The organism is Chloracidobacterium sp. N, from assembly GCF_018304765.1.
GTDB classification, from domain to species: Bacteria; Acidobacteriota; Blastocatellia; order Chloracidobacteriales; family Chloracidobacteriaceae; genus Chloracidobacterium; species Chloracidobacterium aggregatum.
Map to the genome: position 1 here is coordinate 2,333,017 of NZ_CP072642.1, position 21,399 is coordinate 2,354,415.

23 protein-coding genes are annotated in these 21,399 nt (G+C 62.7%); 3 read left to right on the plus strand and 20 right to left on the minus strand.

Features of this window, described 5'->3' with window-relative positions:
- Nucleotides 1-44: 44 nt before the first annotated feature.
- Nucleotides 45-818 carry a type III pantothenate kinase gene (locus tag J8C05_RS09770; protein ID WP_211422008.1) on the plus strand — a complete coding sequence of 258 codons (774 nt, stop codon included), beginning with the start codon at nucleotides 45-47 and terminating at the stop codon, nucleotides 816-818.
- Between the two features lie 33 nt (nucleotides 819-851).
- Nucleotides 852-1,361, plus strand: coding sequence for an asparaginase (locus J8C05_RS09775; protein WP_211422009.1), 510 nt, complete (start codon nucleotides 852-854; stop codon nucleotides 1,359-1,361).
- A 45-nt stretch (nucleotides 1,362-1,406) separates the two neighbouring features.
- Here J8C05_RS09775 and J8C05_RS09780 read toward each other — a convergent pair whose 3' ends face one another.
- Entirely contained in the window at nucleotides 1,407-1,820 is a 414-nt protein-coding gene (locus J8C05_RS09780) for a hypothetical protein (protein WP_211422010.1), read from the minus strand.
- Between the two features lie 11 nt (nucleotides 1,821-1,831).
- On the opposite strand from J8C05_RS09780, the gene J8C05_RS09785 reads away from it, so the two are divergent.
- On the plus strand, nucleotides 1,832-4,075 hold the full coding sequence (locus J8C05_RS09785; RefSeq protein WP_211422011.1) for a transglutaminase TgpA family protein: 2,244 nt from the start codon (nucleotides 1,832-1,834) through the stop codon (nucleotides 4,073-4,075).
- 11 nt (nucleotides 4,076-4,086) lie between these two features.
- On the opposite strand, the gene mnmG is transcribed toward J8C05_RS09785, so the two are convergent.
- The 19 genes from mnmG to trxB all read right to left on the minus strand — a co-directional run bounded on the left by mnmG (nucleotide 4,087) and on the right by trxB (nucleotide 21,375).
- The gene (mnmG, locus tag J8C05_RS09790) at nucleotides 4,087-5,976 is read right to left on the minus strand and encodes a tRNA uridine-5-carboxymethylaminomethyl(34) synthesis enzyme MnmG (protein WP_211422012.1); all 1,890 of its coding nucleotides are present in this window, start codon (nucleotides 5,974-5,976) and stop codon (nucleotides 4,087-4,089) included.
- A gap of 134 nt (nucleotides 5,977-6,110) precedes the next feature.
- Nucleotides 6,111-7,229, minus strand: a complete 1,119-nt coding sequence (locus J8C05_RS09795) for a nucleotidyltransferase family protein (RefSeq protein WP_211422013.1) — start codon at nucleotides 7,227-7,229, stop codon at nucleotides 6,111-6,113.
- Nucleotides 7,230-7,276: 47 nt separating this feature from the next.
- Nucleotides 7,277-7,540 (minus strand): PqqD family protein, encoded by a 264-nt coding sequence (locus tag J8C05_RS09800; RefSeq protein WP_211422014.1) that lies wholly within the window; start codon nucleotides 7,538-7,540, stop codon nucleotides 7,277-7,279.
- Nucleotides 7,537-8,583 carry a radical SAM protein gene (locus tag J8C05_RS09805; protein WP_211422015.1) on the minus strand — a complete coding sequence of 349 codons (1,047 nt, stop codon included), beginning with the start codon at nucleotides 8,581-8,583 and terminating at the stop codon, nucleotides 7,537-7,539. The genes J8C05_RS09800 and J8C05_RS09805 overlap by 4 nt, the downstream gene beginning before the upstream one ends.
- Nucleotides 8,576-9,145 (minus strand): phosphoenolpyruvate carboxykinase (ATP), encoded by a 570-nt coding sequence (locus J8C05_RS09810; RefSeq protein WP_211422016.1) that lies wholly within the window; start codon nucleotides 9,143-9,145, stop codon nucleotides 8,576-8,578. Before J8C05_RS09810 ends, J8C05_RS09805 begins: the two co-directional genes overlap by 8 nt.
- Before the next feature lie 15 nt (nucleotides 9,146-9,160).
- The gene (locus J8C05_RS09815) at nucleotides 9,161-9,565 is read right to left on the minus strand and encodes a hypothetical protein (protein WP_211422017.1); all 405 of its coding nucleotides are present in this window, start codon (nucleotides 9,563-9,565) and stop codon (nucleotides 9,161-9,163) included.
- An 88-nt stretch (nucleotides 9,566-9,653) separates the two neighbouring features.
- Complete coding sequence (locus J8C05_RS09820; RefSeq protein WP_211422018.1) at nucleotides 9,654-9,809, minus strand: hypothetical protein; 156 nt, start codon at nucleotides 9,807-9,809, stop codon at nucleotides 9,654-9,656.
- Between the two features lie 42 nt (nucleotides 9,810-9,851).
- On the minus strand, nucleotides 9,852-10,280 hold the full coding sequence (locus J8C05_RS15735; protein WP_407062870.1) for a lasso peptide biosynthesis B2 protein: 429 nt from the start codon (nucleotides 10,278-10,280) through the stop codon (nucleotides 9,852-9,854).
- Nucleotides 10,281-10,459: 179 nt separating this feature from the next.
- The gene (locus J8C05_RS09830; protein ID WP_246840694.1) at nucleotides 10,460-11,647 is read right to left on the minus strand and encodes an ATP-grasp domain-containing protein; all 1,188 of its coding nucleotides are present in this window, start codon (nucleotides 11,645-11,647) and stop codon (nucleotides 10,460-10,462) included.
- Between the two features lie 166 nt (nucleotides 11,648-11,813).
- Entirely contained in the window at nucleotides 11,814-12,761 is a 948-nt protein-coding gene (locus tag J8C05_RS09835) for a DUF4097 family beta strand repeat-containing protein (protein ID WP_211422021.1), read from the minus strand.
- Nucleotides 12,758-13,879 carry a glutamine-hydrolyzing carbamoyl-phosphate synthase small subunit gene (gene carA / locus J8C05_RS09840; protein ID WP_211422022.1) on the minus strand — a complete coding sequence of 374 codons (1,122 nt, stop codon included), beginning with the start codon at nucleotides 13,877-13,879 and terminating at the stop codon, nucleotides 12,758-12,760. The genes J8C05_RS09835 and carA overlap by 4 nt, the downstream gene beginning before the upstream one ends.
- 1 nt (nucleotide 13,880) lies before the next feature.
- Nucleotides 13,881-14,636, minus strand: a complete 756-nt coding sequence (locus J8C05_RS09845) for a lysophospholipid acyltransferase family protein (RefSeq protein WP_211422023.1) — start codon at nucleotides 14,634-14,636, stop codon at nucleotides 13,881-13,883.
- Complete coding sequence (gene hisD, locus J8C05_RS09850; RefSeq protein WP_211422024.1) at nucleotides 14,633-16,027, minus strand: histidinol dehydrogenase; 1,395 nt, start codon at nucleotides 16,025-16,027, stop codon at nucleotides 14,633-14,635. The genes J8C05_RS09845 and hisD overlap by 4 nt, the downstream gene beginning before the upstream one ends.
- A 10-nt stretch (nucleotides 16,028-16,037) precedes the next feature.
- Nucleotides 16,038-17,144, minus strand: coding sequence for a twin-arginine translocase subunit TatC (gene tatC / locus J8C05_RS09855; RefSeq protein WP_211422025.1), 1,107 nt, complete (start codon nucleotides 17,142-17,144; stop codon nucleotides 16,038-16,040).
- 50 nt (nucleotides 17,145-17,194) lie between these two features.
- The gene (locus J8C05_RS09860) at nucleotides 17,195-17,728 is read right to left on the minus strand and encodes a twin-arginine translocase TatA/TatE family subunit (protein WP_211422026.1); all 534 of its coding nucleotides are present in this window, start codon (nucleotides 17,726-17,728) and stop codon (nucleotides 17,195-17,197) included.
- A 103-nt stretch (nucleotides 17,729-17,831) separates the two neighbouring features.
- Nucleotides 17,832-18,815: a hypothetical protein gene (locus tag J8C05_RS09865; RefSeq protein ID WP_211422027.1), complete on the minus strand. Its 984-nt coding sequence runs from the start codon at nucleotides 18,813-18,815 to the stop codon at nucleotides 17,832-17,834.
- 26 nt (nucleotides 18,816-18,841) lie between these two features.
- Complete coding sequence (locus J8C05_RS09870) at nucleotides 18,842-19,447, minus strand: 2,3-bisphosphoglycerate-dependent phosphoglycerate mutase (protein WP_211422028.1); 606 nt, start codon at nucleotides 19,445-19,447, stop codon at nucleotides 18,842-18,844.
- 48 nt (nucleotides 19,448-19,495) lie between these two features.
- Entirely contained in the window at nucleotides 19,496-20,272 is a 777-nt protein-coding gene (locus J8C05_RS09875) for an enoyl-CoA hydratase/isomerase family protein (protein WP_211422029.1), read from the minus strand.
- A gap of 143 nt (nucleotides 20,273-20,415) precedes the next feature.
- Nucleotides 20,416-21,375 (minus strand): thioredoxin-disulfide reductase, encoded by a 960-nt coding sequence (trxB, locus tag J8C05_RS09880; RefSeq protein ID WP_211422030.1) that lies wholly within the window; start codon nucleotides 21,373-21,375, stop codon nucleotides 20,416-20,418.
- Nucleotides 21,376-21,399: the final 24 nt, after the last annotated feature.

A 21,399-nucleotide genomic window follows, 5' to 3' on the forward strand; every position in this document is an offset into this window, starting at 1 on the left:
TCAGGCGTGGGGGCCAGCCGACTTCCCCACCGGGTTTCCCAGATATGCTCCTCGTGATTGACGTTGGTAATACCAACACGACGCTGGGCGTTTATGCCGGCGAAGCGTTGATTGCCCACTGGCGGCTGACGACCGAACGTGAGCGCACCATAGACGAGTACGGTATTTTGTGCCGCAACCTGTTTACCATTTCCCAGCTCGATCCGCGCGACATCACCGGCATTGCCATTGCCTCCGTCGTGCCGCCGCTCAACTTCACTTTTTTCCGCATGGCCCAGACGTACTTCGGGCGCGAGCCATTTTTCGTGCGCCCGACGGAAAACGTCGGCATGCCCATCCGGTACGACGTGCCGCAGGATGTCGGCGCAGACCGTATCGTGAATGCCGTGGCCGCTTATGCGCGCCACGGCGGGCCATGTGTCGTTGTGGACTTCGGTACGGCGACGACGTTCGATGCCATCTCCGAAGAGGGCGCCTATCTGGGCGGGGTCATTGCGCCGGGCATCGTCATCTCGGCCGAAGCCCTCTTTCAGCGGGCGGCCCGCCTGCCACGGGTGAGCATCGCCCACCCGGCCCAGGTCATTGGCTCCTCCACCATCGGCAGTATCCAGTCAGGGCTGTACTTCGGCTATATCGGCCTCGTGGAAGGGATTTTGCAGCGTATGCAGGCGGAGATGGGTCACTTGCGGGCCGTTATTGCCACAGGCGGGTTGGCACGGCTGATTGGCAAGGGTTCGCCGCTCATCACCGAAATTGACGAAAACCTGACGCTCGAAGGGCTGCGCCTGATCTATCAGCGCAACGCCCGGACGGCTTAGCCCGGCGCAGCTTCCAGCACCTTCGCATCGCCTATGTCACCGACTTCTCCGCCCCTGCGCATTCTGCTGACCGGCGGAACGCTCGATAAGGTCTATGACGAGCGTACCGGCAACCTCGTTTTTTCCCGGACGCACCTGTTCGACATGCTCGATCAGGCGCGGTGCTACCTGGCCAACATCACGATTGAGCCGGTCATGCTCAAGGACAGCCTGGACATGACCGAAGCTGACCGGTCCATCATCCGTGCCGCCGTGGCGCGTGCACCGGAAAACCACATCATCGTGACGCACGGAACGGACACCATGACCGAAACCGCCCAAGTCGTGGCCGCCCAGGTCACGGACAAAACCGTGGTGTTTGTGGGAGCGATGATTCCCTATGCCTTTGGCGGTTCGGATGCCCTGTTCAACCTGGGCTTTGCCCTGGCATCCGCCCGGACGCTGCCGCCGGGCGTCTATATCGCCATGAACGGCACAGTCTTTGACTGGCGCAATGTACGCAAAAACCGCGAGCGGGGACGCTTCGAGCCGCTCCATCTCTGATGCCGCACAGGGAAATGGCACAGGGTGGCTGTGACCCGTACCAACTCACGTCAGAAGGTGAATGGATGCCCCGGACCAGACGCCGGTGAGGGTGTCTGCATCGCCGATAATCTGCATGTGCGTGGTGTCGCCGACGGTGTACAGAGTCACATCCTCGATGGCGCCAATCGCCTGTGGCGGGGGCGTGAAGTGCCGGACCGTTGCCGCCGGCCCCTGCTCGCGCATGGCCGCCGCTTCCTCGCACAGCGCCCGGCGGGTGGCTTCCGGCAGGTCGAGTGCAGCAATGGCTTCTTCATCCTGCACAAGCGCCATGCTTCCGTCCGCATCCACACTCCACAGGTAGGGGATGTCGAGAAGGAAATGCAGGTGTTCAGGCTGCGCATAAACGCCTAGAATCTGGCAACCAAACACATGCTTGACGACGTGTTCCTGGTGTTTCGTAAGCTGTCGGACTTCCATGATTGACGCCCATGAACATCGAGCAGTTTTTCAAGGCGGCATCCTATGCCCTGGTTACGGGTGGCTTTTTGACACTGGCGCTCACCGGACGGGTGGATGTGGTGACGTGTATCCTCTACAGCCTGGCGCTCATCGCAAGCTGGTTTGCCGACCGTCCGGGGCTGCGGCTGCAAATCAGCGAACGGGTTGCCAACTGGTGCGTTGTGGGATACGCGCCCTTTGCCTACCTTGATTTCCGGTATCTCAGCAGTTCGTGGATCACGGCGCTCATTCACTTCGTGCTGTTCGTCTCGATTTTCAAGCTCTTCCAGGTCAAGCGCGACCGCGACTGGGTGTTTCTCTACCTGCTGGCCGTGTTTGAAATGCTGCTTGCGGCTGGTCTCACCATTGATGCCCTGTTCCTGCTGCTGCTTACGGGTTTCACGCTGACCGGACTGGCGGCCCTTCAGGCATTTGAGGTGGTACGGACGGGCCGCAACCTCCGTCAGCCCCTGCGTACGGTGACGCTGTCGTATGACGGGCAACAGGCGCGGCAGGCCAGTCGTCCGGTACGCTACCTGCTGGTGATGACACTGGTCATGGCGGCGCTCATCGGGGCCTTGAGTGTCCCGACCTTCTTCCTGTTGCCGCGCTGGAACACGGGCCTGCTGTCCCAGACCTTCAGCGAAGACACGGCGATGACCGGCTTTTCTGACCTTTCCATTGCGCTTGGCTCGGTGGGCAACATCAAAAGCGACGAGCGTACAGCCATGCGCGTCCGGGTTGAAAAGCCGCTGCCACCCTACCTTCACTGGCGCGGCATGGTCATGACGCAATTCGATGGCAGGGAATGGACGCGGCCGGAAGCCAACCGGCGCGTGGCCGTCAGGCAGCAGAATGGCGGCTACATCCTTGGTGAGCAGCAACAACGTGGTCAGGTAGTGGTGCAGACCGTGTATGTGGAACCGATGAGCACCAGCGCCCTGTTTCACTGTGGCCGACCGGTGGCGGTGTCCAATCTGCGCGGACTGGCACAGGATTCAACCGGCACGCTCTACCGGGCGGAATGCGGGACGCGCCTGAGCTACACCGTGCTGTCCCACCTGGATGAAACACCGGTGGAGCAGTTGCGGCAGGACCCGCTCAAGTATGACGCCCAGACCCGCGCCACCTTCCTGCAACTGCCGGCGACGTTTGATGCGCGGGTGACGCAACTCGCCCGTGAGATCACCGCCAACGCCACCAATGGCTACGACCGGGCGCGCGCCATCGAGCAGCACCTCAGAACACGCTGTGCCTACACGCTTGAGCTGCAACGAGGAAACGAGCTGGACCCCATCGTGGACTTCCTGTTCGAGACGCGCCGCGGCCACTGTGAGTATTTTGCTTCGGCGATGGCGCTGATGTGCCGCTCGCTGGGACTGGCCGCGCGGCTGGCCGGGGGCTATCACCTTGGCGAGTACAATGACATCAACAACACTTACATCGTCCGGCAGGCAGATGCCCATGCCTGGGTCGAGGTGTATTTTCCACAGACGGAAACCTGGGTCGAATTCGATCCCACACCGGGGGTAGCCCCCGCCCCCCCCACGGCGGCAGCCGAGTGGCTCGCTTCGGCGAGGCGCTACATCGAGGCTTTGCGCATGTTCTACATTGACTATGTCATTGCCTACGATGCCCAGCGCCAACGCGGGCTGGCGCAGGATGTGGGTCGCGCAGCCGCGCGGTATCAGACATCGGCTGAGGTTTACATCTACCGCTACCGCGAGCAACTCAGAATGTGGACCATCTCCCAAGTGATATGGATGTACTCGGCCGTGACGGGTACGGAACTGTTCTATCACCTCACAGTGTTGCTGGTGCTGGCGGGCGCCATGTTGCTGACGCTGGCCGGCTACCTGCTCTGGCGGCGCATCCGGCGCCAACCACGACTTCTCTTTGAACGGCGGTGGTTGAGCTGGCTTGCCCCCCTGTTCCGCTGGACGCTGCGGCAGGACGAACGCCAGTCGGCTGTCCTGTTTTACGATGAGATGGCGGCGCTGCTGAGCCGCGCCGGACATCGCCGCGCGCCACATCAAACGCCGCTGGAATTTGCTTCGGCAACGGGCTTCGAGGAAGTCCTCACCATCACGCGGGCCTACAACCAGGCGCGCTATGGCGAACGGCCCGACCTGGACAGCCGGCAGGTTGACCGGGCACTCCAAGGGCTGCGCCAGCGTTTGCGGCAGCGCCGGTCAGGGTTCTGGCGCACGCTCTGGCGGCCGGGGCGCAGCTAGACGCAGCCTGTTCAGGCAGGGTGGGCGACCCGCTTCCCGCTTCCAAGGTGAAGACTGAGAATGGCCAGCGCCGCCGGCGTCACGCCCGGAATCCGTGCGGCCTGTCCCAGGGTTGCCGGACGGATACGCGCAAACTTGTCGGCCATTTCACGCGACAGCCCCGGCAACTGCGAAAACTCAAAATTTGCCGGAATGGCCACATCGGCGGCTTTCGACAGCTTCCGGGCCGTGGCCTCGTGGTGACGCACGTAACCCTCATACTTCAGGTTATTCACCGCCACCCCCAGCTCGGACTCGTCGAAATCCGTCACTCCGGCCCGGCGCAGGGCAGCCGCCAGATGTTCCGCCGTGACTTCCGGGCGCCGTGCCAGGGTGGACAAACGTTGCTTTTCCCGAACGACGATCCCGGTCTCGGCGGCAAGGGCGTCGGCTTCCCAGGAGTCCGGGCGGATGGAACAGGCTTCAAGCAGCGTGTGGCAGGTCTGGATGCGTGCCTGCCGCTGCTGGAAACGCTGGTAGTCGTCTTCACTGACCAGGCCGACGGCGTGGCCGAGTGGCGTCAGGCGCTGGTCGCTGTTGTCAGTCCGCAGCAGAAGCCGCACTTCGGAGCGGGAAGTAAACATCCGGTAGGGTTCATCCACGCCTTGGGTTGTCAGGTCGTCCACGAGGACGCCAATGTAGCTGCTGGCGCGGTCGAGCACCACTGGCGGGAGACCCTTGGCCAGACGGGCAGCATTGATGCCAGCAACCAGTCCCTGGCAGCCGGCTTCCTCATAACCCGTCGTGCCGTTGATCTGCCCGGCATGGAACAGTCCCCGGATGCGCTTGGTTTCCAAAGTCGGCTTGAGTTCCGTGGGGTCGACCATGTCGTATTCGATGGCATAGCCCGGACGGATGAGTTGCGCCTGTTCGAGACCGGGAATCGTGCGCACGAGGCGTTCCTGCACCTCAATCGGGAGGCTCGTCGAAATCCCGTTGACATACACCTCGTGGGTTTCAAAGCCTTCGGGTTCGAGAAACACCTGGTGGCGCGGTTTGTCGGGAAACTTCACAACCTTGTCCTCAATGGACGGACAGTAGCGGGGCCCGATGGACTGAATCTGCCCGCTGTACATGGGTGACTTGTCCAGGTTCTCACGAATCACCCGGTGGGTTTCTTCATTGGTATAGGTGATGTAGCAGGACAGTTGGCGGCGAGTGATGGCTTTCGTCCCGAAGGAAAAGGGGGTGGGATCGGCATCGCCCGGCTGCTCCTCACACTTTGACCAGTCAATGGTTTTGGCATGGACGCGCGGCGGCGTGCCGGTTTTGAGCCGTCCCACGCGAAATCCGAGGCGGCGGAAGCTTTCGGCGAGCAGCAGCGAAGGCAGTTCCCCGGCGCGGCCGGCCTGGTAGGTGCGCGTACCGATGTGAATGAGACCGTTGAGGAACGTCCCGGTACAGATGACCACGGCTGACGCGCCGAGCCGCCGGCCGTCCCACATCTCGACGCCGATGATGCGTTCCTGTTCGACCATCAAATCAATGACCTCGCCCTGCCGCAGGTGGAGGTTTTCGACGGTTTCAAGGAAGCGCCGCATTTCGGTCCGGTACAGTGCGCGGTCGGCCTGGGCGCGTGGCGACTGAACGGCTGGCCCACGGCTTCGGTTGAGCATCCGAAACTGGATTCCGGTCCGGTCAATGATCCTGCCCATCAGCCCGCCCACAGCGTCCATTTCGCGTACCAGGTGTCCCTTGGCAATGCCGCCGATGGCGGGGTTGCAGGACATCTGGGCAATGAGGTCGAGGTTGAGCGTGATGAGCGCCGTCTGGCAGCCGAGCTTGGCGGCGGCGTGGGCGGCCTCGCATCCGGCATGTCCGGCGCCGATGACAATGACATCGAAAACTTCGTTGAACGGCATAATCCTGGGGCGCGGGCATCCTGCCCGCCGGAACAACATGGGAGTGCGGGCAGCCTGCCCGCAGGAAACCCGCATGAAAACAGAGGGGAGTGTACCGAGGGGCCAACCGGACTGACAACCACGCCCGGCGCGTCTCACGCCTCTCCGGGGGCCAGTTGCCGTCGCTGGAGGGTGCGCAGCACGGTCAGCCCAAGAAACCGCAGGCGGCTCGGCCATCGGTCGTGAAGGCTTGACTGGTAGAGGTGTGCCGCCAGAAAAAAGCCGAGCTTGGCGCCCAGCGAGCGACGCGGACGGTTGTAACGGCGCATGGCCTGGTCAAAAAGGCGCTGGTTGAAGTGTAGCCACCGGCGGCGGCCGGGGGTCAGGCATGCGAGCAGGGGTGTCTCCACGCGCAATCGCTGGCGCAGCAACTCGCAGGCGAAAATGACGGCGGTCGTCACCTGCCAGTCGTGCATGCGCCGACACAGGGTTTCCCAATCAAAAGCGGGATGCCGGTGCAGGAGCAGTTTCAGGTCAAACAACCAGGCCAGACGGGCAAAACTGTGGGCCGCCGCATGGACGCACAGAAAGAGAAATTCGTCTTCCGGGGCCAGCACCTGGATGAGCCGTCCACGCTGCGTTCGATACGGCACGGCACGCGCCAGGAAATCCTCGGCCTGAAGCGTGACGCCGAAGCGCCGGAACAGGTGGAAGTGCAGCTCCAGCGGCGGCGAAATGTTGTCGAGAGCGATGTTGTGATCGCCGGCGAGCGCCTTTTCCAGCGTGGCCGCATCAGTCTGGTAGCCCAGGGCCGCCACGGCTGCCAGCGCCGGATGAACCTGCTGGTACGGCACCAGCACATCCAGGTCACTGGATGACCGGAAACCATCGGCGCCGTACAGCCGCTCCCCAAGCAGTGGGCCTTTGAGCGGAACGGCCGCAATGCCAGCCGACTGCAAGGCATCCAGAATCCGGTCCATCTGGGCTGTGAGCTGGAGTGTCCAGGCCGCCTTGTGTGCCTGAAGCAACCGAACGTGTTCCCGGATGACATCGGGCAGCAGCACACCAGTTCGGGTGAGCCGTCGAAACAGATAGTCTTCCAGCCCGTGCTGCTGGGCGCTCGTCAACAGCGCCGCCCAGTCCGTGACTTCAGCCGCCAGATCGGACATGGCCGCTTCCTGCTCCGGCAAACAGGCCATGAGGCATTCAAGCTGGCGTTCCGCGACAACGCCGTTGTCCCGATGCGGCATGATGTCCGGGTAGCGCGTCGGCATGGTCTGTGCTGTCCATAAAGGTGGCCGAAGGACTCCGGCAAGTCACCTTAGACCCGCTCGATCAGCGCCGCCGCTTCGAGTTGGGCAAGCAACCGCCGGGTACTCTCCGCAAGGTATGCTTCGTCAGCATCGTATTCCGCGGCCAGGGCGGCGACAATCTCCGCTTCGGCTTTGCCCTGGGTGAGGTGGTGCCAGATGGCGGCCCCTGTACTGTTGAGCGTGAAATAGCGTTTTGTGTCGAGGTGCAGGATCACCAGAGCATCTTCCACTTCGGTGGAGACCACGGAGGGATGCGGCCGAAAAGTCGTCATACCGACACACTCCAGGGCAACGGTTTGGAGTCCGCGGCTCGCCTCCGCCCAAGCTGCACGAGCGCCAACCCCTGCCAGGTTGTCTTGTCAAACGTGGCAATGCAAAAGTGACACGGAAACTCAGCCGTAGCGTCTCCGGCAGCCAGCGCCGCGTTGCGACGTTCACGCTGAAAGCGTGCCAGACGGTGAACCTGCTCACAAGCCTCCCGGAAAGAAGTCGTGCGCATATCGGCGATGACATCGGCTTCGCCCACCGCATGGCGGAAGTCTGACAGGTTGCAGCACAGCGTCAACCGCCCACGACAATCGAGATTGACCGTCTCTCCGGCAAGGGACACGCAGGGGGTGCCGGGAACCGGCATCGAATGACCGGCGGCAAACTGCACGGGCATCCTGAGTATGGCATTCACGGCCATGGCTTCCTGCTCGGCCGCCCGCCGTTCATCCGGCGTCAGGGATAGCGTCCGGTCATACTCCTCTGAAGTCGGCAGCATGTGCATGAACTGCACGACATCGGCCCCAAGGCGTGCGCCCAGAACGGCCATGGCTTCAATGCTCCCGACGCTGCGTTTGGTCACAACCATGTTGATGCCAAAGGGAAAGCCATGAAACCGGCACAGGGCTATCGCAGCCATGAGTTTGCGAAACGATCCCTTGCCCCGGACGGCATCGTGGGCGGCTTCCGTCGGCCCGTCCAGGCTGAAAAAAATCCGGTACAGTGCCGCTTTCGTTTCGCACAGCACTGGAACAGCCTTTGGAAAGTGCCACCCGTTAGTGACGAACGAGTAAGCCAACCCAAGCGCGGCCGTGCGGCGCAGAACATCCTGAAAACGCGGATGGAGCAGCACTTCCCCGCCCGTGTAGGTCACGGCCGTCACACCGTAATCCCGCGCCTGGCGCAGCACCTCATGCAACAGATCGAAATCCAGATGCTGTGTCTCAGCGACGCGCAGGCAGTAGTCACAATCAAGGTTGCACAGGTTGGTCAACCCGACCGTGAGGCGTTTGACCGGCAGGACATCCGAAAGGGTAGCTTCAGGCATGGTTGCAATGGAGCCGAACAAGGTCAGTGGCCGTCAAATAGGCAGCCAGTCGGGAGGGTTCATACCACACATCGCGTCCGGCCAGCAGCGTGAAGCTATAGCACGACTCAGCCAGCTTACGGTATGTCGCCAGGTGGGCCGCGGCGGTTTCGCGGTCGAGTGCCAGCCATGGGCTGTTCACCATCAACTGGGACAGGGCATCGGTTGCCGCCAGCGGCAAGACCTGTGTCTCTTCAGCCTCCCGGAGCTGACAGAAAAACAGAAATGCCGGTTGGACGGACAGCACCTGCCGCTGCGGCCAGAGCATGGCCGGATTGACAACCCATTTCCCGGCGCGTTGCCAGCGCCGTTCGGCGTGGGGCTGCAAAGCCGGGAAACGGTCGAGCGTCGCACCTGTCACGGAAAACAATATCCGCCCGGCGCGCAGATGAACTGCGGCGGCGGCTCCGGGCGGCGGCACCTGCCTGACAAGCAGGGCATCGTCAGAAACGTAATCCCAGCCGGCTTCAATCAGCCCCAAAACGGCACTCGTTTTGCCACTCCCCGGTGGACCGGTGAACACGTACCCTTTCCCGGCCTAGACACAGGCTCCACCGTGCAGCTCAAACCAGCCAAGCCGCCGGAGCAGAAACAACAGGACGAGTCGCAGATATGAAAAGACTTCGTACGACGCCCTGGCGTCCGCCACCAATGGAACCTGTATCGGGATGATGCGCCGGCGAAAAACATCCAGCACAACCTGCCAGTCCCCGTAGGCTATGCTCAGCAGGCTGCCCTGGCGGTGAACCGTCAGTCCTTTCCACACCAGCCATAGCATCAACTGGCGGACGCCCCCGGCTGGTCGCTCATCCGTCAGGATGATGTCCGCCGTCCCGGAAGCTGTCTCCGGCAGGCCAAGGTAGCGGCAGGTTTCAATGACGAATTGCAGCGACGGGGACACCTGCCCCAGGACACCAAATGAAGGTCCCCGGCTTGCGCTCATTCAGTAAACCTGGAGAGCCGGACGGTCTGGAGAGAAAACAAAGGGCTGGTCCCAACAACCAGCCCGGTCATAACCTCAAGAGGCAAACTTATGGGGCAAGGAAGCTGGCACTGAAAGCTTCCAGCACACGCAGCCCCTGGATTTGCTTTTCCAGGTGATCGAAGGCCTTGAGTTCGGGTTCAACAAAGACTTTTTTGGCCGGCATCGAATCGGTTGGAACCGTTTTGGTTTCAAGTGTGTTCATCGTATGACTCCTGAAAATCTCGGGTTAGGGGGGTTAGGGGGGTTACGTGGTCAACCCGGGCATCCGGTGACGAAACATCACGCGGAAGCACTCACCCAGGTTGTGCGTCTCAAGCAATGGCTGTCCATTGACTTCAATCCAGCAATGAAGTGCCGGACGCCCAAGGCTGTCCAGGGAGCCAGCACCCAATACCAATGAAACATCTGTCCGCTGTTGACGACGTAGCATAGCATAAATCACCAGCGAGCGCAGCAGACATTCACCCATACCAAAACGCGGCAGACGACGTACGATGGCGCGCGCCGTCTGCGCTATTGCCTCCGGGGGTACGGACCCCGCCGAAGCACGAACCGGCAGCCGATCCAGGTGGTCAAGCACTTCCGGCAAGGGCTTCCATCGTACCCGAAGCCACAGCCAACCGGACCACAGCAGACAGTCCACAATCCTGCCCAAAGGATGCTGCCGCCACACGAAAAAGGAAGGCTTTCCGACGTCAACCCACAAGATGCAGCAACCGCTTGACTTAACGCAGATGAAAGGGCTTGCCTGTAGCCCTCACCCTACAAACCTCAACCATCAGGTGCAAGCCTTTTTTCGGGCGCATGCGGGTTTCAGGACAGTCTGCCTCCCGATTCCCTCCTGGCTGGCCATTACTCCGGCCGCTCCAGGGGCGGCACGACGGCGCAGTAATCCCGCTCAAAACGCGCCGTGTAGTCACGCAGCAGTTCCGTCACCCGCTCGTGGCGGTCAGAGCGCACAACCAGTCCAACGTGATACCGTTTCTTGACCCGGTACACAATTTCCGGGTCGGTAAACGAGGACGTGTCCGGGTACTCCTGACGTGCCAGGGAAAGGGCGACACCACCGTATTCCTGGCGCGTCGGCGGCAGGACATAGGGAACCTCCCCACGCCCCAGCTCAATTTTCGCCCACTCCGCCCAGATGTTGACTCCGCTGGCGGCCTCAAGCGCCTCGGCAATGTAGGCGCCGCCCACCCGACTGGCAATTTCCAGAAAATAAAACTCGCCGTCTTCGGCACTCTTGATGAACTCGGCATGCGTCGCACCACGCCGCATCCGCAAGCCGGTAATGAGCTTGCGGTTGATGTCCAGCAGGGCAGCCCGCTCCGGGCTGTCGTAGGGCAGGGTTTGGGTGGTGAAAACCCCACCATCGTGCGCCACGCTCATCGGTGGCCGCCCATACCGGTTCACCCCGGCAAAGACGACCTCTCCGTTTTCGACCAGTGAATCCACGTGGTACACATCCCCGGCAACAAATCGCTCCAGGACATAGTTGCTCGACCGCTCGCTGAGACGGTCGCGGGCATCCAGATAGTCAATCGTGCGCCAGACCTGCTCGCTGTCGTAGAGCTTCTTGATGCCAATGGCCGAGACATCCGAGCGCGGTTTCATCACCCAGGGCGGCGGGACGCGCTTCATGTAGTCTTCCAGGTCCTGGTAGTTGAGCACGTGAACGAAGTCCGGCACCCGCACGCCAGCCTGCTGTGCTTCGATGCGCATGGCAAGTTTGTCGCGGAAGTGCCGCGCCGTCGTGCTGCCCATGCCCGGCAGGCGCAGGTGTTCCCGGATGAGCGCTGCCGTCAACACGTCGAGTTCCTCCAGCGCCACGACCGTGTGCAGCTTGCGGGGACGTGCCAACTGCGCCACGGTGTAGATGAACAACTCCGGCGTGGCATCATTCGGCAGAGGGATCAACTCGTCGAGACTTTCAAACGGCCAGTCCTCGTGGCGAAACTTCTCTTTCGTCACCAGGACGACCCGGCATCCCTGGCGCTTGACTTCGCGCAGGAATTCGACGCCTTTGAAATAACTCGCCAAACAGACAACAGTTCGCTCGTGACTCGTCATGGGTTAGGCCCTGACCCCTTCTGAAGCTTGGGAAAGCAGCTTGAAATGGCAGCGTGTGACCGCAGGATAACCCGCCAACCCGGCCGCAGGCAATCGCCAACCTGATGCACTGTCCGGTGCAGACACCGGTCGGTTGCTATGGGTTCTCCGGGGGATAGGGTTCAACCCGGAGCGTGCCGCGCGCTGTCATCAGTTGCAGTTCGGCGCCTCCGACCCCAAACCGCCCACGGGTGCGCAGCCCAAAGGGGCTGTCCGGTGGAATCTCCGCATCACGGTTGATGGGATAGCGAATGTCCAGCGGTGTACTGGCTGCCAGAGCAACATCAGCCGCAAAACCACGTGGCACGCTCAACACAATGTCCCCCACCCCTACCTGCAAATCCAACCCAGAACCGCGCCAGCTTCGTCCATTGAGTTCGACTCGCACCGTGCCCGTCGCCAGCCTTCCGACGACCGTTCCGGCTACGCCGCTCAGCACAACCCGTCCGCGCTGCACGGTAAACACAATGCCGCCGTAGATGTCAGCCAACGACAGATCGCCGTCAAAAACGGCGATTTCCAGGTCCGTGTATTCCGGGACGACGACCTTGTAATCCATGCGGTAGGGCAGGCGCAGCAGCGGACTGGCCAGCCCTTCGGAGACCGCGCGGCGCTCCTTGCGGGACAGGTTTTTGACAGCCGGACCCAGGGACATGAGGTGCAAACGGACATCGCGGGTGTCAATCTGAAAGCCAATCCGTTCGGCCAGAGCGGCCAACTCGGCGGATGATGCGCCTTCCACGCGAATCGTCGCCTGAACCACGAGTTCCGCCCGCTTGCTGCCGGTAATCGTCAGACTGCCCTGCGGCGGCAGGGTGATTTTGAGCGCCCGGCCATACTCGAAGCGCATCTTCTGCTCGCGGACATATTCCTGAAAGAGACGCCCGTCGTCAGTTTTTCCTTCAGCCTTGAGCGTGGCAGTGGCCGGCGGCACGGTTGGCGACGGCGGCACTTGTTGCGCCAGTGCGCCTGTTTCGGGCCAAAGAAGCCAGACCAGACCAGCGCCGACCAGCCACAGCCGGCAGACCTTCCCGCCCGGCCTCATGCGGCCACCTCGGCCGGACGACTGGGCAACAGCGCCGTAAACGCCTCGAACAGGTACGCCGCATCGTGCGGTCCCGGCGCAGCCTCCGGGTGGTACTGCACACAGAACACCGGCAGGTGGCGATGGCGGAAACCTTCGAGCGTACCGTCGTTGAGATTGATATGGGTCACTTCCAGTTCCTCCGGCAGACTTTCCGGGTCAACCGCAAAGCCGTGATTCTGCGAGGTGATTTCAACTTTGCCGGTCGTCAGGTTCTTGACCGGATGGTTGGCCCCACGATGCCCATACTTGAGTTTGAAGGTTCTGCCGCCAAACGCCAGCGCCAGCACCTGGTGTCCGAGGCAAATGCCGAAGGTGGGCAGGCGTTCCGCCAACAGGCGTACCTCGCGGGCAATATCGGCGAGTGGCTCCGGGTCACCAGGCCCGTTCGAGAGAAATACGCCATCCGGCTGCAGGCGCAACACCTCTTCGGACGTGGTGGTTGCCGGCACAACCGTGATGCGGCAGCCCAGCGCCGCAAGATGGCGCAGGATGTTGAACTTGACGCCGAAATCATACGCGACGACATGCCACCGTCGTCGTTGGTACTCCGTGGAGTCTTCAGCGGCAGCCAGCGGCCACGTGTAGGGTGCGGTGCAGGTCACGGTTTTTGCCAGAGCTGCCCCAACCATACCCGGCGCACCGGCCGCTTTGGCCACCAGGCGGGAGGCCTCGCGCTCAACCGTGGAGATGACGCCGCGCATCGCCCCCCGCTCGCGGATGTGCTGCACCAGCGCCCGCGTGTCAATGCCCTCGATGCCGACAATCCCATGCCGCTTCAGGTAATCGCCCAGCGACTCCGTCGCCCGCCAGTTACTGACCACCGACGACAGTTCCCGCACGATGAAACCGGCCACGAAGGGTTGCCGTGACTCCACATCTTCGGGGTTGACACCGTAGTTGCCAATGTGCGGACAGGTCATCGTCACCAACTGTCCGGCGTAGGAAGGGTCGGTGAGCACTTCCTGGTAGCCCGTCATCGCCGTGTTGAACACGACTTCACCCGTTGTCTCACCGGCGGCGCCGATGCTTTTCCCGTAGAACAGGCGCCCGTCTTCGAGCGCGAGGATGGCTTCCACGTCAATCCGTCTCCACGTTTGAGGCTGTTTCCGCCGCAGCGGTTGGGGATGAGTCTAGCACGTGCCGGTCAGAGGGCAGCGCGCCTGCCCTGCGTTGTGAGGACCTGCGTTGTGAGGGATGTTCTGTTTCCCACCGGTGCAGCAGGGTGTCCAGCTCCGCCTGCAACCGGGCCGTTGCGGCGGCAATGTCTTCCGCCGTCGCGCCCCGCCGCACCCAAATCGGTTGCCCGTAAAACACATGCCCGACCGTGAAGGGCTTGGGAACCCGGAAGGCATCCCAGGTGTTCAGCGTCCAGTGGTGTTCTGTCACGATACAGACCGGCTGGATGGGCGCGCCGCTCAAGCTGGCCAGCATCGCCGCCCCGTCTTTGGCGCGGTAGCGCGGCCCTTTGGGACCGTCAATGGTGAAGGCCGCATCGGCTCCCTGCCGAATGGCTTTGACCATGGCTTTGAGCGCCGTCACGCTGCCCCGCGTCGCCGATCCCCGCGCCGCCCCAAAGCCGAAACGCCGGATGACCTCGGCAATGATGTCCCCATCCCGGCTCTGTGAGGTCATCACCACAATGCCACGTCGCTGAAAAAACAGCGTCGCGGCCAGAATCTGGTTGTGCCAGAAGGTGTAGATGATGGGTGTCGTCGGAGGCAGATGGCCGTGCAGCGGGTCGGGCAGGTCGCGCAGGTTGGACGTATCCAGGCGTATCGTCCACCCCAGAATCCGCAGGACAAGCGTTGCCAGTCCGGCCCACCACCGTGTCATGGCTCGTCGTTCGAGGCAGTCTCCGGCGGTGACTCCACGGCCAGAAGGTTCTGTTTGCTTTCGGTCAGTGGATTGGTCGTCGGGGCCAGGGGGCCGCTGTGGCGCTCCATCCGCAGGCGAATCGAGCGCGCATGCCCGTCCAGACCTTCGGCCTCAGCCAGGCACGTTATCATGTCGGCCGTTTTGACCAACCGCCCCATCGTGTAGCGGATGAGGTTTGTCCGCCGCACAAAGTCATACACGCCCAGCGGGGAGAAAAAGCGCGCCGTGCCGCCCGTCGGCAGCACATGGCTCGGCCCGGCAAAGTAGTCCCCCACGGCCTCCGCCGAGGCAGCGCCGATGAAAACCGCGCCGGCAAAGGTGATGTCCTCAGCCAAACGCTCTGGCTCAGCGGTCATGACCCCGACGTGTTCCGGCGCCATCCGGTTGACGAGCCGGACGGCCTCAGACAGGGACGCCACCAGGAAAATCGCCCCGAACCGCTCCAGCGCCGCCTCAACAACTTCCCGCCGCGAAAGGGTTGCTGCCTGATAGGCAAGCTGCTCAGCTACGGCCATGGCCAGCGTTTCGCTTGTGGTGACACAAACGGCTGCCGCCAGTTCGTCATGCTCGGCCTGCGCCAGCATATCGGCCGCCACGAGCACCGGGTCAGCCGTATCGTCGGCAATGATCACCACCTCGCTCGGTCCGGCAATGGCATCCACATCCACGATGCCGTACACCTGCCGTTTGGCCTCGGCTACATACCGGTTGCCCGGCCCGACAATCTTGGACACCCGCGGAATGCTTTCCGTGCCGTATGCCAGAGCCGCAATCGCCTGCGCACCGCCAACGGTATAGACCTCGCTGATGCCGGCTTCGATGAGCGCCGCGGCCAGCACCGGCTGGGTCAGAAAGGACTTGGCCGGGGTGACGGCCACCAACCGGGGGACGCCCGCGACCTGCGCCGGGACGGCCGTCATCAGAACCGTCGAAGGATAGGCCGCCTGCCCACCGGGCACGTAGAGCCCCACCGCGTCCAGCGGCTGGATGCGGTGAATGAGCTGGACGCCATCCGCCTGCTCCATCATCCGCGTGTATTCGCGCTGGAGTTCGTGGAAGTGGCGAATGTTGCCGGCGGCCACCCGCAGCGCCGTCCGTACTTCCGCTGACACCTGCCCGGCCAGCTTTTCGAGCAGGGCCGGTTCGACCCGCACGTTCTGCACCGACAGGGACACGCCGTCGAACTTCTCCGTCAGCGCGAACAACCCGTCATCGCCCGTCTCCCGTACCAACTGGAGGATGTCAGATACGGTACGGACCACATCCGGGTCGGCCACCAGCGTGTGGCGCTTGAGAATGGTGGCGAGGCGGGCCTGCCCCGCCGCCTCATCGAGACGAAAAACCTGCATAAGCTTTGGACTATCCTACGGAACGAAGTTCTTCGCCGGTCTCTGCGGCCGGAGCGCTTGCATCCGCTTCACGCGGCCGTCCGAACACATAGGCAATCCCCACACTCAGGAAGTACAGCGCCAGCATCGGAACGGCAAAGATCATCATGTTGGGAATATCCGAGGTTGGCGAGATGATAGCCGCCAGAACCAGGATGATCATCACCGCCAGCCGCCAGATGCGGAGCAGAAACCCGGCCGTCACCAACCCAAGACGCGCCAGCACAAAGACGACTGTTGGTAACTCAAAGACAATGCCCAGGCCAAGCACGATGGTGATGATGAGGTCGAAGTATTCATTGACTTCAATCATCGGCTGGAAGTCCTTGGCCGTGCCCAGCAGAAACAGACACGCCTGGGGAAAGGCAATGTAGTACCCAAAGGCCGCGCCGAGCAGGAAAAAGCCGGTCCCCAACACCAGCACCGGATACACATAGGCGCGCTCGTGCCGGTAGAGTCCGGGCGCAACGAAGGCATAGAGCTGGTAGAGCGCAAACGGGATGGAAAAGAAAATGGCCGCGTAAAAGGCTACCTTGATATACAGGTTGAACGCCCCCTGCACGGTATGCACCACCAACTGCCCCAGCGGATCAGGCGCAGCCGCCAGCAGTTCCGCCGAAGGCAGGGCAAAGCCCTCCGGCACGACCCGCTGCTGGATGACGAGCGTCTGGGCGGTTTCCAGGCGGCGTTTCCCCTGGGCATCCCGCGCAATTCGCGCTGGCACGGCCGTTCCCGGCGGCACGGTCAGCCCATCAATGGCGACGCCGGCCCCAAAGACATACGTCACCTGGGCGCCATCAGGTAAGTCAGACAGGCTTGGCAGTGGGGCACTGGTTCTGACCTGCGCCAGCCGCGAGGCCCGCAGGGCTTCCGCCACGGGCTTGGCCAGAAAGCCATAGATGACATCGGCAAAGCCCCAGCACACGATGAAGGCAATGGCAATGAACGCCACGACATAGAACACCCGCCGCCGGAGTTCGTCCAGATGGTCGAGAAAACCCATCGTGGCGGCAGCTTCCTCTTCTTCAGGCGGCCCGGCAAAAGGCTCGTCGGGTCTGATTTTTGGTTCATCCGCCATGGCACACACCCTGAATACGGCGGCAAGCGCCTGCACGCCGACCGCCAGCCCTAGCCTTCATAGCCAATGGCCTCGATGGCTTCCACTCCCCCCGGACGGGGAACGAACACCGGACCGGGAAACGCCGCGTCGGCCGGAGTCTCCACGGGCCGGGAATCCGGAGCCGAAACCGGGGCCGGGGATGCTGGCGGCGTTTCCGCCACCTCCACCGCCGGCGATGCCTCGGTGAGTGCCGCAGCGGGCGGCAGGGCTGACGATGTGGCCGCCGGGCGGATGGATGCGCGGGACAGGGCCCCTTCGGCCGGCATGACTTCCGGCACGACCTCAGCCTCGGCCGCAGACGGAGCGGCAAGGTCAGCCGAAAGGTCCGGCAGCTTCACGTCCGATGCCAAATCCTTGGCCAGACGCGACCGCTCGCTTTCGACTTCCGCTTCCCAGGTCTGTTTGAAATCGTCGGCAGCCCGGCGCAACTGCGCCATGATTTCTCCCAGCCGACGACCAATCTCTGGAAGCTGGCGGGGGCCAAAAATGAAAAACCCAACGAGAAAGATGAAAATGAGTTCTGGCGTGCCGATTCCAAACATCGTGTCCGTTGACGCTCCCGGCCGCGGCGGCGGCGCGTTTCCTCACTTTACCGGAGAAACCCACGCAACGCATCCTCCGGCTGGCAGACCAGCGCGGCGGGGTTCAGTCGTCTTCAAGGTAAAACAGGCTCAGGCGCGGTACACCGTAACGTTCCCGCAGTTGCCGCGCCACGTAGTTGGCATGGGTCTGGGCATAGACGGCCGCCGCCATGCCCTTGCGGTGCACCTTGAGCGCCGCCGTGGCTGCCTGGGCGGCTTCCGCCTGCACCTCCGGGGGCACATCCGCCTGAAGTGCGGCAAGCAGGCGGTCTTCCAGCTCGGACAAGGTCATTTCAACGGCTTCGAGATGAAGCAGCGTTTCCCCCTGCACCTGTCTGCTGAGCGTCCGAAGCTGCGCCACCACCGTCGGCAGCAATGCCCCAAGGTGTGCGTGCGGCGCATCGGGACGAATCCGGGTGGAAAGCTGCTGGTGTGCAGCAGCGAGCGCCGCGGCCGCCGTTTCCAGAAAGGCCGCGACTTTGGCGCGTGACATGCCGCCGGTTTCAGGAGCAGTGGCGGCGGCCGGCGGCGAAGCCGCCCCAACCTGGGAGGCCCGATAAGCGGTGAAAGCATCTTCGACAAACGACTGGCAGTAGCCCAGGGAACGCACGGGGCGCGGACGCCCCTTTGGCTGGCGGGACATTTTTCTCGCATGCGCTTCGCACGCCTGGGCAATGGCGCGCAGCACCACCGGCAGCGGAATGCCGGCTTTCTGCCAGCTTTCAACCAGCGCCCAGTCAAGCGGCGACATGTGGTAGGGCTTGCCGCGATGCGCCGTGAAAGCAGCTTCGATTTCGCTGAAGTAGCTGTAGTAGTTGAAATGCTTTTCGGGCGGTGGGGCCGGATCAGGCGTCACCGGGCCGGTTGACGACGGCAAAGGCGCCACTTCGTCCGGTTCAGGAAAGGGCAGATCGAGTACCCTGTTCGGCGGAGCGGCATCCGCCGGCAAGGGATCGAAGGGCGGCTGGGGGCGCTCCCGCGTAGTCCGAAAGCCCACGACGGGAAACGGAAAGGTCAGGAAGCGCGGCGGCTTTGGCGGATCACCCATGGGCGATACTCAGCCGGCAGGTCTGGCTACAGATAGCGTTTGGCGAGGACGTTGCCCTCGGCATCCAGTTCATAGTAAAGCGGCGCACCGGTGGGAATGTTGAGTTCGAGCACTTCCGCCGGCGACAGGCGATCCAGGTGCATCACCAGTGCCCGCAGGCTGTTGCCGTGCGCCACGACCAGCACGTTCTTTCCGGCCCGCAGCAAAGGCAGGATATGCGCTTCGTAGTAGGGCAACACGCGCGCCGCCGTGTCGGCCAGGCTCTCGCCGTTCGGCGGGCGCACGTCATAGCTTCGCCGCCAGATTTTGACCTGCTCTTCACCGTACTGCTGGGCGGTTTCCGCCTTGTTCAGTCCCTGCAAGTCCCCGTAGTGACGCTCATTGAGCGCCTGATCGCGTGTGGTGGGCAGGTTGGTAAAACCGGCAGTGGCGCAGACCAAGTCAGCCGTCTGAATGGCCCGCTGCAACACGGAAGTAAACAGATGGTCGAAGGTCAGGCCGGCCAGCTTCGCACCGGCAGCACGGGCTTCCTCCTCCCCCCTGGGAGAAAGCGGCACGTCCACCCAGCCGGTGAAGCGGTTTTCAAGATTCCACTGGGACTCCCCGTGGCGCAGCAGAACCAGGTAGGGCATGCGCAGCCTCGAAAGGGTTTTTCAGGTTGACGGCGCACCACACGTACATCAGCGCCCGACGAAGTTGGGTTTCCGTTTTTCAAGGAAAGCACGTACGCCTTCCTCCTTGTCCTCGCTGGCGAAACACAGGGCAAACAAATCCACTTCCCGGCGCAGCCCTTCGTCCAGGCCGGAGCGGGCCGCGGTTTTGACCGCCTCTTTGGCCATGCGGAGCGCCACCGGGCTTTTCTCGGCAATTTTGGCGGCCAGCGCCATGGTTTTCTCACGCAGCTCCGCGTGGGCAAAAACGTGGTTGACCAGTCCCACGGCATGGGCTTCCGCGGCCGTGATCATCTCCCCGGTGAGGATCATTTCCATGGCCTTGCCTTCCCCGACGAGACGGGTCAGGCGCTGCGTTCCGCCGCCGCCGGGAATGACTCCCAGATTGATTTCGGGCTGTCCCAGCTTCGCCTGTTCGCTGGCCACCCGGATGTCGCACGACAGAGCCAGTTCCAGCCCCCCGCCTAGGCAGAAGCCGTTGATCATGGCGATGACCGGCTTGGGAAAGGCTTCCATGGCATCAAACGCCCGGCGCTGGGTCATGACTTCCCGCTGGCTGAGCGCCGTCTGCCCGGCAAACTCCCCGATGTCCGCCCCGGCAATGAAGGCTTTGTCTCCCGCGCCGGTGATGACCAGCACCCGCACCTCCGCATCCGACTGGAGGGCATCGAGCGCCGCCAGGATTTCGTTTCGCGTCGCAATGTTGAGCGCATTGAGCTTGTTCGGCCGATTGACCGTCAGCACGGCCATGCGCTCGTGTTTTTCAACAAGCAGATTTTCGTACATGGTTCATTTCCCAACCTGTGTCCCACGCCGGCCCGGCCCCGGTTTGCCCCGAGTTACCTGCATCGTTACCTGCATCGTCACCTGCATCGTTACCTGCATCCGGGCAAGCCATTTCCAGTGTTTCCGGCGGGGCGTGCCGAGGCCTAGTGGGCCGCGTGGGCCTGCTCTTCGAGCCACCGTTCGGCGTCAATGGCAGCCATACAGCCGGTGCCGGCGGCCGTCACCGCCTGGCGATAGGTAAAGTCCTGCACATCGCCGGCCGCAAAAATGCCCGGCACGCTGGTGTGGGTCGAGCCGGGCTTCGTCAGGATGTAGCCCTGTGGATTGAGGTCGAGCTGCCCGACGAACAGGGACGTATTCGGCTGGTGGCCGATAGCAACGAACAGCCCGTCGCATTTGTAGTCAAAGACTTCGTCGTTCGTCAGATTCCGCAACCGGAGACCGGTCACACCCGTTTCCCGCTGCCCGTGGACCTCTTCCACAACGGTATCCCAGAGAAAGGTGATCTTGGGATTGGCAAAGGCCCGCGCCTGCATGATTTTCGAGGCGCGCAGTTCACGCCGCCGGTGAATGAGTGTCACCTTCGTGGCGTATTTCGTCAGGAAGGTCGCTTCCTCAACGGCCGTATCGCCGCCGCCCACAACGGCGACTTCGCGATCCTTGAAGAAAAAACCATCGCAGGTGGCGCAGGCGGAAACGCCATACCCTTTGAGATGTTCTTCTGACGGGAGCCCCAGCCACTTGGCTGAAGCGCCGGAGGAAATGATGACGGCATCAGCCGTGTATTCGTCATCCCGCGCCCAGACCCGAAAGGGGCGCGTTGTGAAATCCACCGCTGTCACGTTGCGCGTCAGGATGTCCGTCTCGAAGCGCACCGCCTGGGCGCGCATGTTGGCCATCAATTCGGGGCCGAGGATGCCGTGCTCAAAACCGGGATAGTTGTCCACATCGGTCGTAATCATCAGTTGCCCGCCGGGGATGTTTTCCGGACCCTCGCCCTCAAAAAGCAATGGCTTCAGGTTGGCTCGCGCGGCATAAATGGCGGCTGTAAAACCGGCCGGGCCCGAGCCAATGATGATGACTCTGCGATGCTGACTGGTCACGCGGGGAACTCCTCCAGAAACCGA

Excerpts from the sequence above, each read along its gene's own strand:
- hisD (WP_211422024.1), bottom strand. The coding sequence starts at position 16,027 with ATGCAGGTTTTTCGTCTCGATGAGGCGGCGGGGCAGGCCCGCCTCGCC.
- J8C05_RS09780 (WP_211422010.1), bottom strand. The coding sequence starts at position 1,820 with ATGGAAGTCCGACAGCTTACGAAACACCAGGAACACGTCGTCAAGCAT.
- J8C05_RS09820 (WP_211422018.1), bottom strand. The coding sequence starts at position 9,809 with ATGAACACACTTGAAACCAAAACGGTTCCAACCGATTCGATGCCGGCC.
- mnmG (WP_211422012.1), bottom strand. The coding sequence starts at position 5,976 with ATGCCGTTCAACGAAGTTTTCGATGTCATTGTCATCGGCGCCGGACAT.
- J8C05_RS09775 (WP_211422009.1), top strand. The coding sequence starts at position 852 with ATGTCACCGACTTCTCCGCCCCTGCGCATTCTGCTGACCGGCGGAACG.
- J8C05_RS09870 (WP_211422028.1), bottom strand. The coding sequence starts at position 19,447 with ATGCCCTACCTGGTTCTGCTGCGCCACGGGGAGTCCCAGTGGAATCTT.
- J8C05_RS09845 (WP_211422023.1), bottom strand. The coding sequence starts at position 14,636 with ATGACACGGTGGTGGGCCGGACTGGCAACGCTTGTCCTGCGGATTCTG.
- J8C05_RS09860 (WP_211422026.1), bottom strand. The coding sequence starts at position 17,728 with ATGTTTGGAATCGGCACGCCAGAACTCATTTTCATCTTTCTCGTTGGG.
- J8C05_RS09795 (WP_211422013.1), bottom strand. The coding sequence starts at position 7,229 with ATGCCGACGCGCTACCCGGACATCATGCCGCATCGGGACAACGGCGTT.
- J8C05_RS09815 (WP_211422017.1), bottom strand. The coding sequence starts at position 9,565 with ATGAGCGCAAGCCGGGGACCTTCATTTGGTGTCCTGGGGCAGGTGTCC.
- J8C05_RS09875 (WP_211422029.1), bottom strand. The coding sequence starts at position 20,272 with ATGTACGAAAATCTGCTTGTTGAAAAACACGAGCGCATGGCCGTGCTG.
- J8C05_RS09770 (WP_211422008.1), top strand. The coding sequence starts at position 45 with ATGCTCCTCGTGATTGACGTTGGTAATACCAACACGACGCTGGGCGTT.
- J8C05_RS09865 (WP_211422027.1), bottom strand. The coding sequence starts at position 18,815 with ATGGGTGATCCGCCAAAGCCGCCGCGCTTCCTGACCTTTCCGTTTCCC.
- J8C05_RS09805 (WP_211422015.1), bottom strand. The coding sequence starts at position 8,583 with ATGCCTGAAGCTACCCTTTCGGATGTCCTGCCGGTCAAACGCCTCACG.
- tatC (WP_211422025.1), bottom strand. The coding sequence starts at position 17,144 with ATGGCGGATGAACCAAAAATCAGACCCGACGAGCCTTTTGCCGGGCCG.
- J8C05_RS09835 (WP_211422021.1), bottom strand. The coding sequence starts at position 12,761 with ATGAGGCCGGGCGGGAAGGTCTGCCGGCTGTGGCTGGTCGGCGCTGGT.
- J8C05_RS09785 (WP_211422011.1), top strand. The coding sequence starts at position 1,832 with ATGAACATCGAGCAGTTTTTCAAGGCGGCATCCTATGCCCTGGTTACG.
- J8C05_RS09800 (WP_211422014.1), bottom strand. The coding sequence starts at position 7,540 with ATGACGACTTTTCGGCCGCATCCCTCCGTGGTCTCCACCGAAGTGGAA.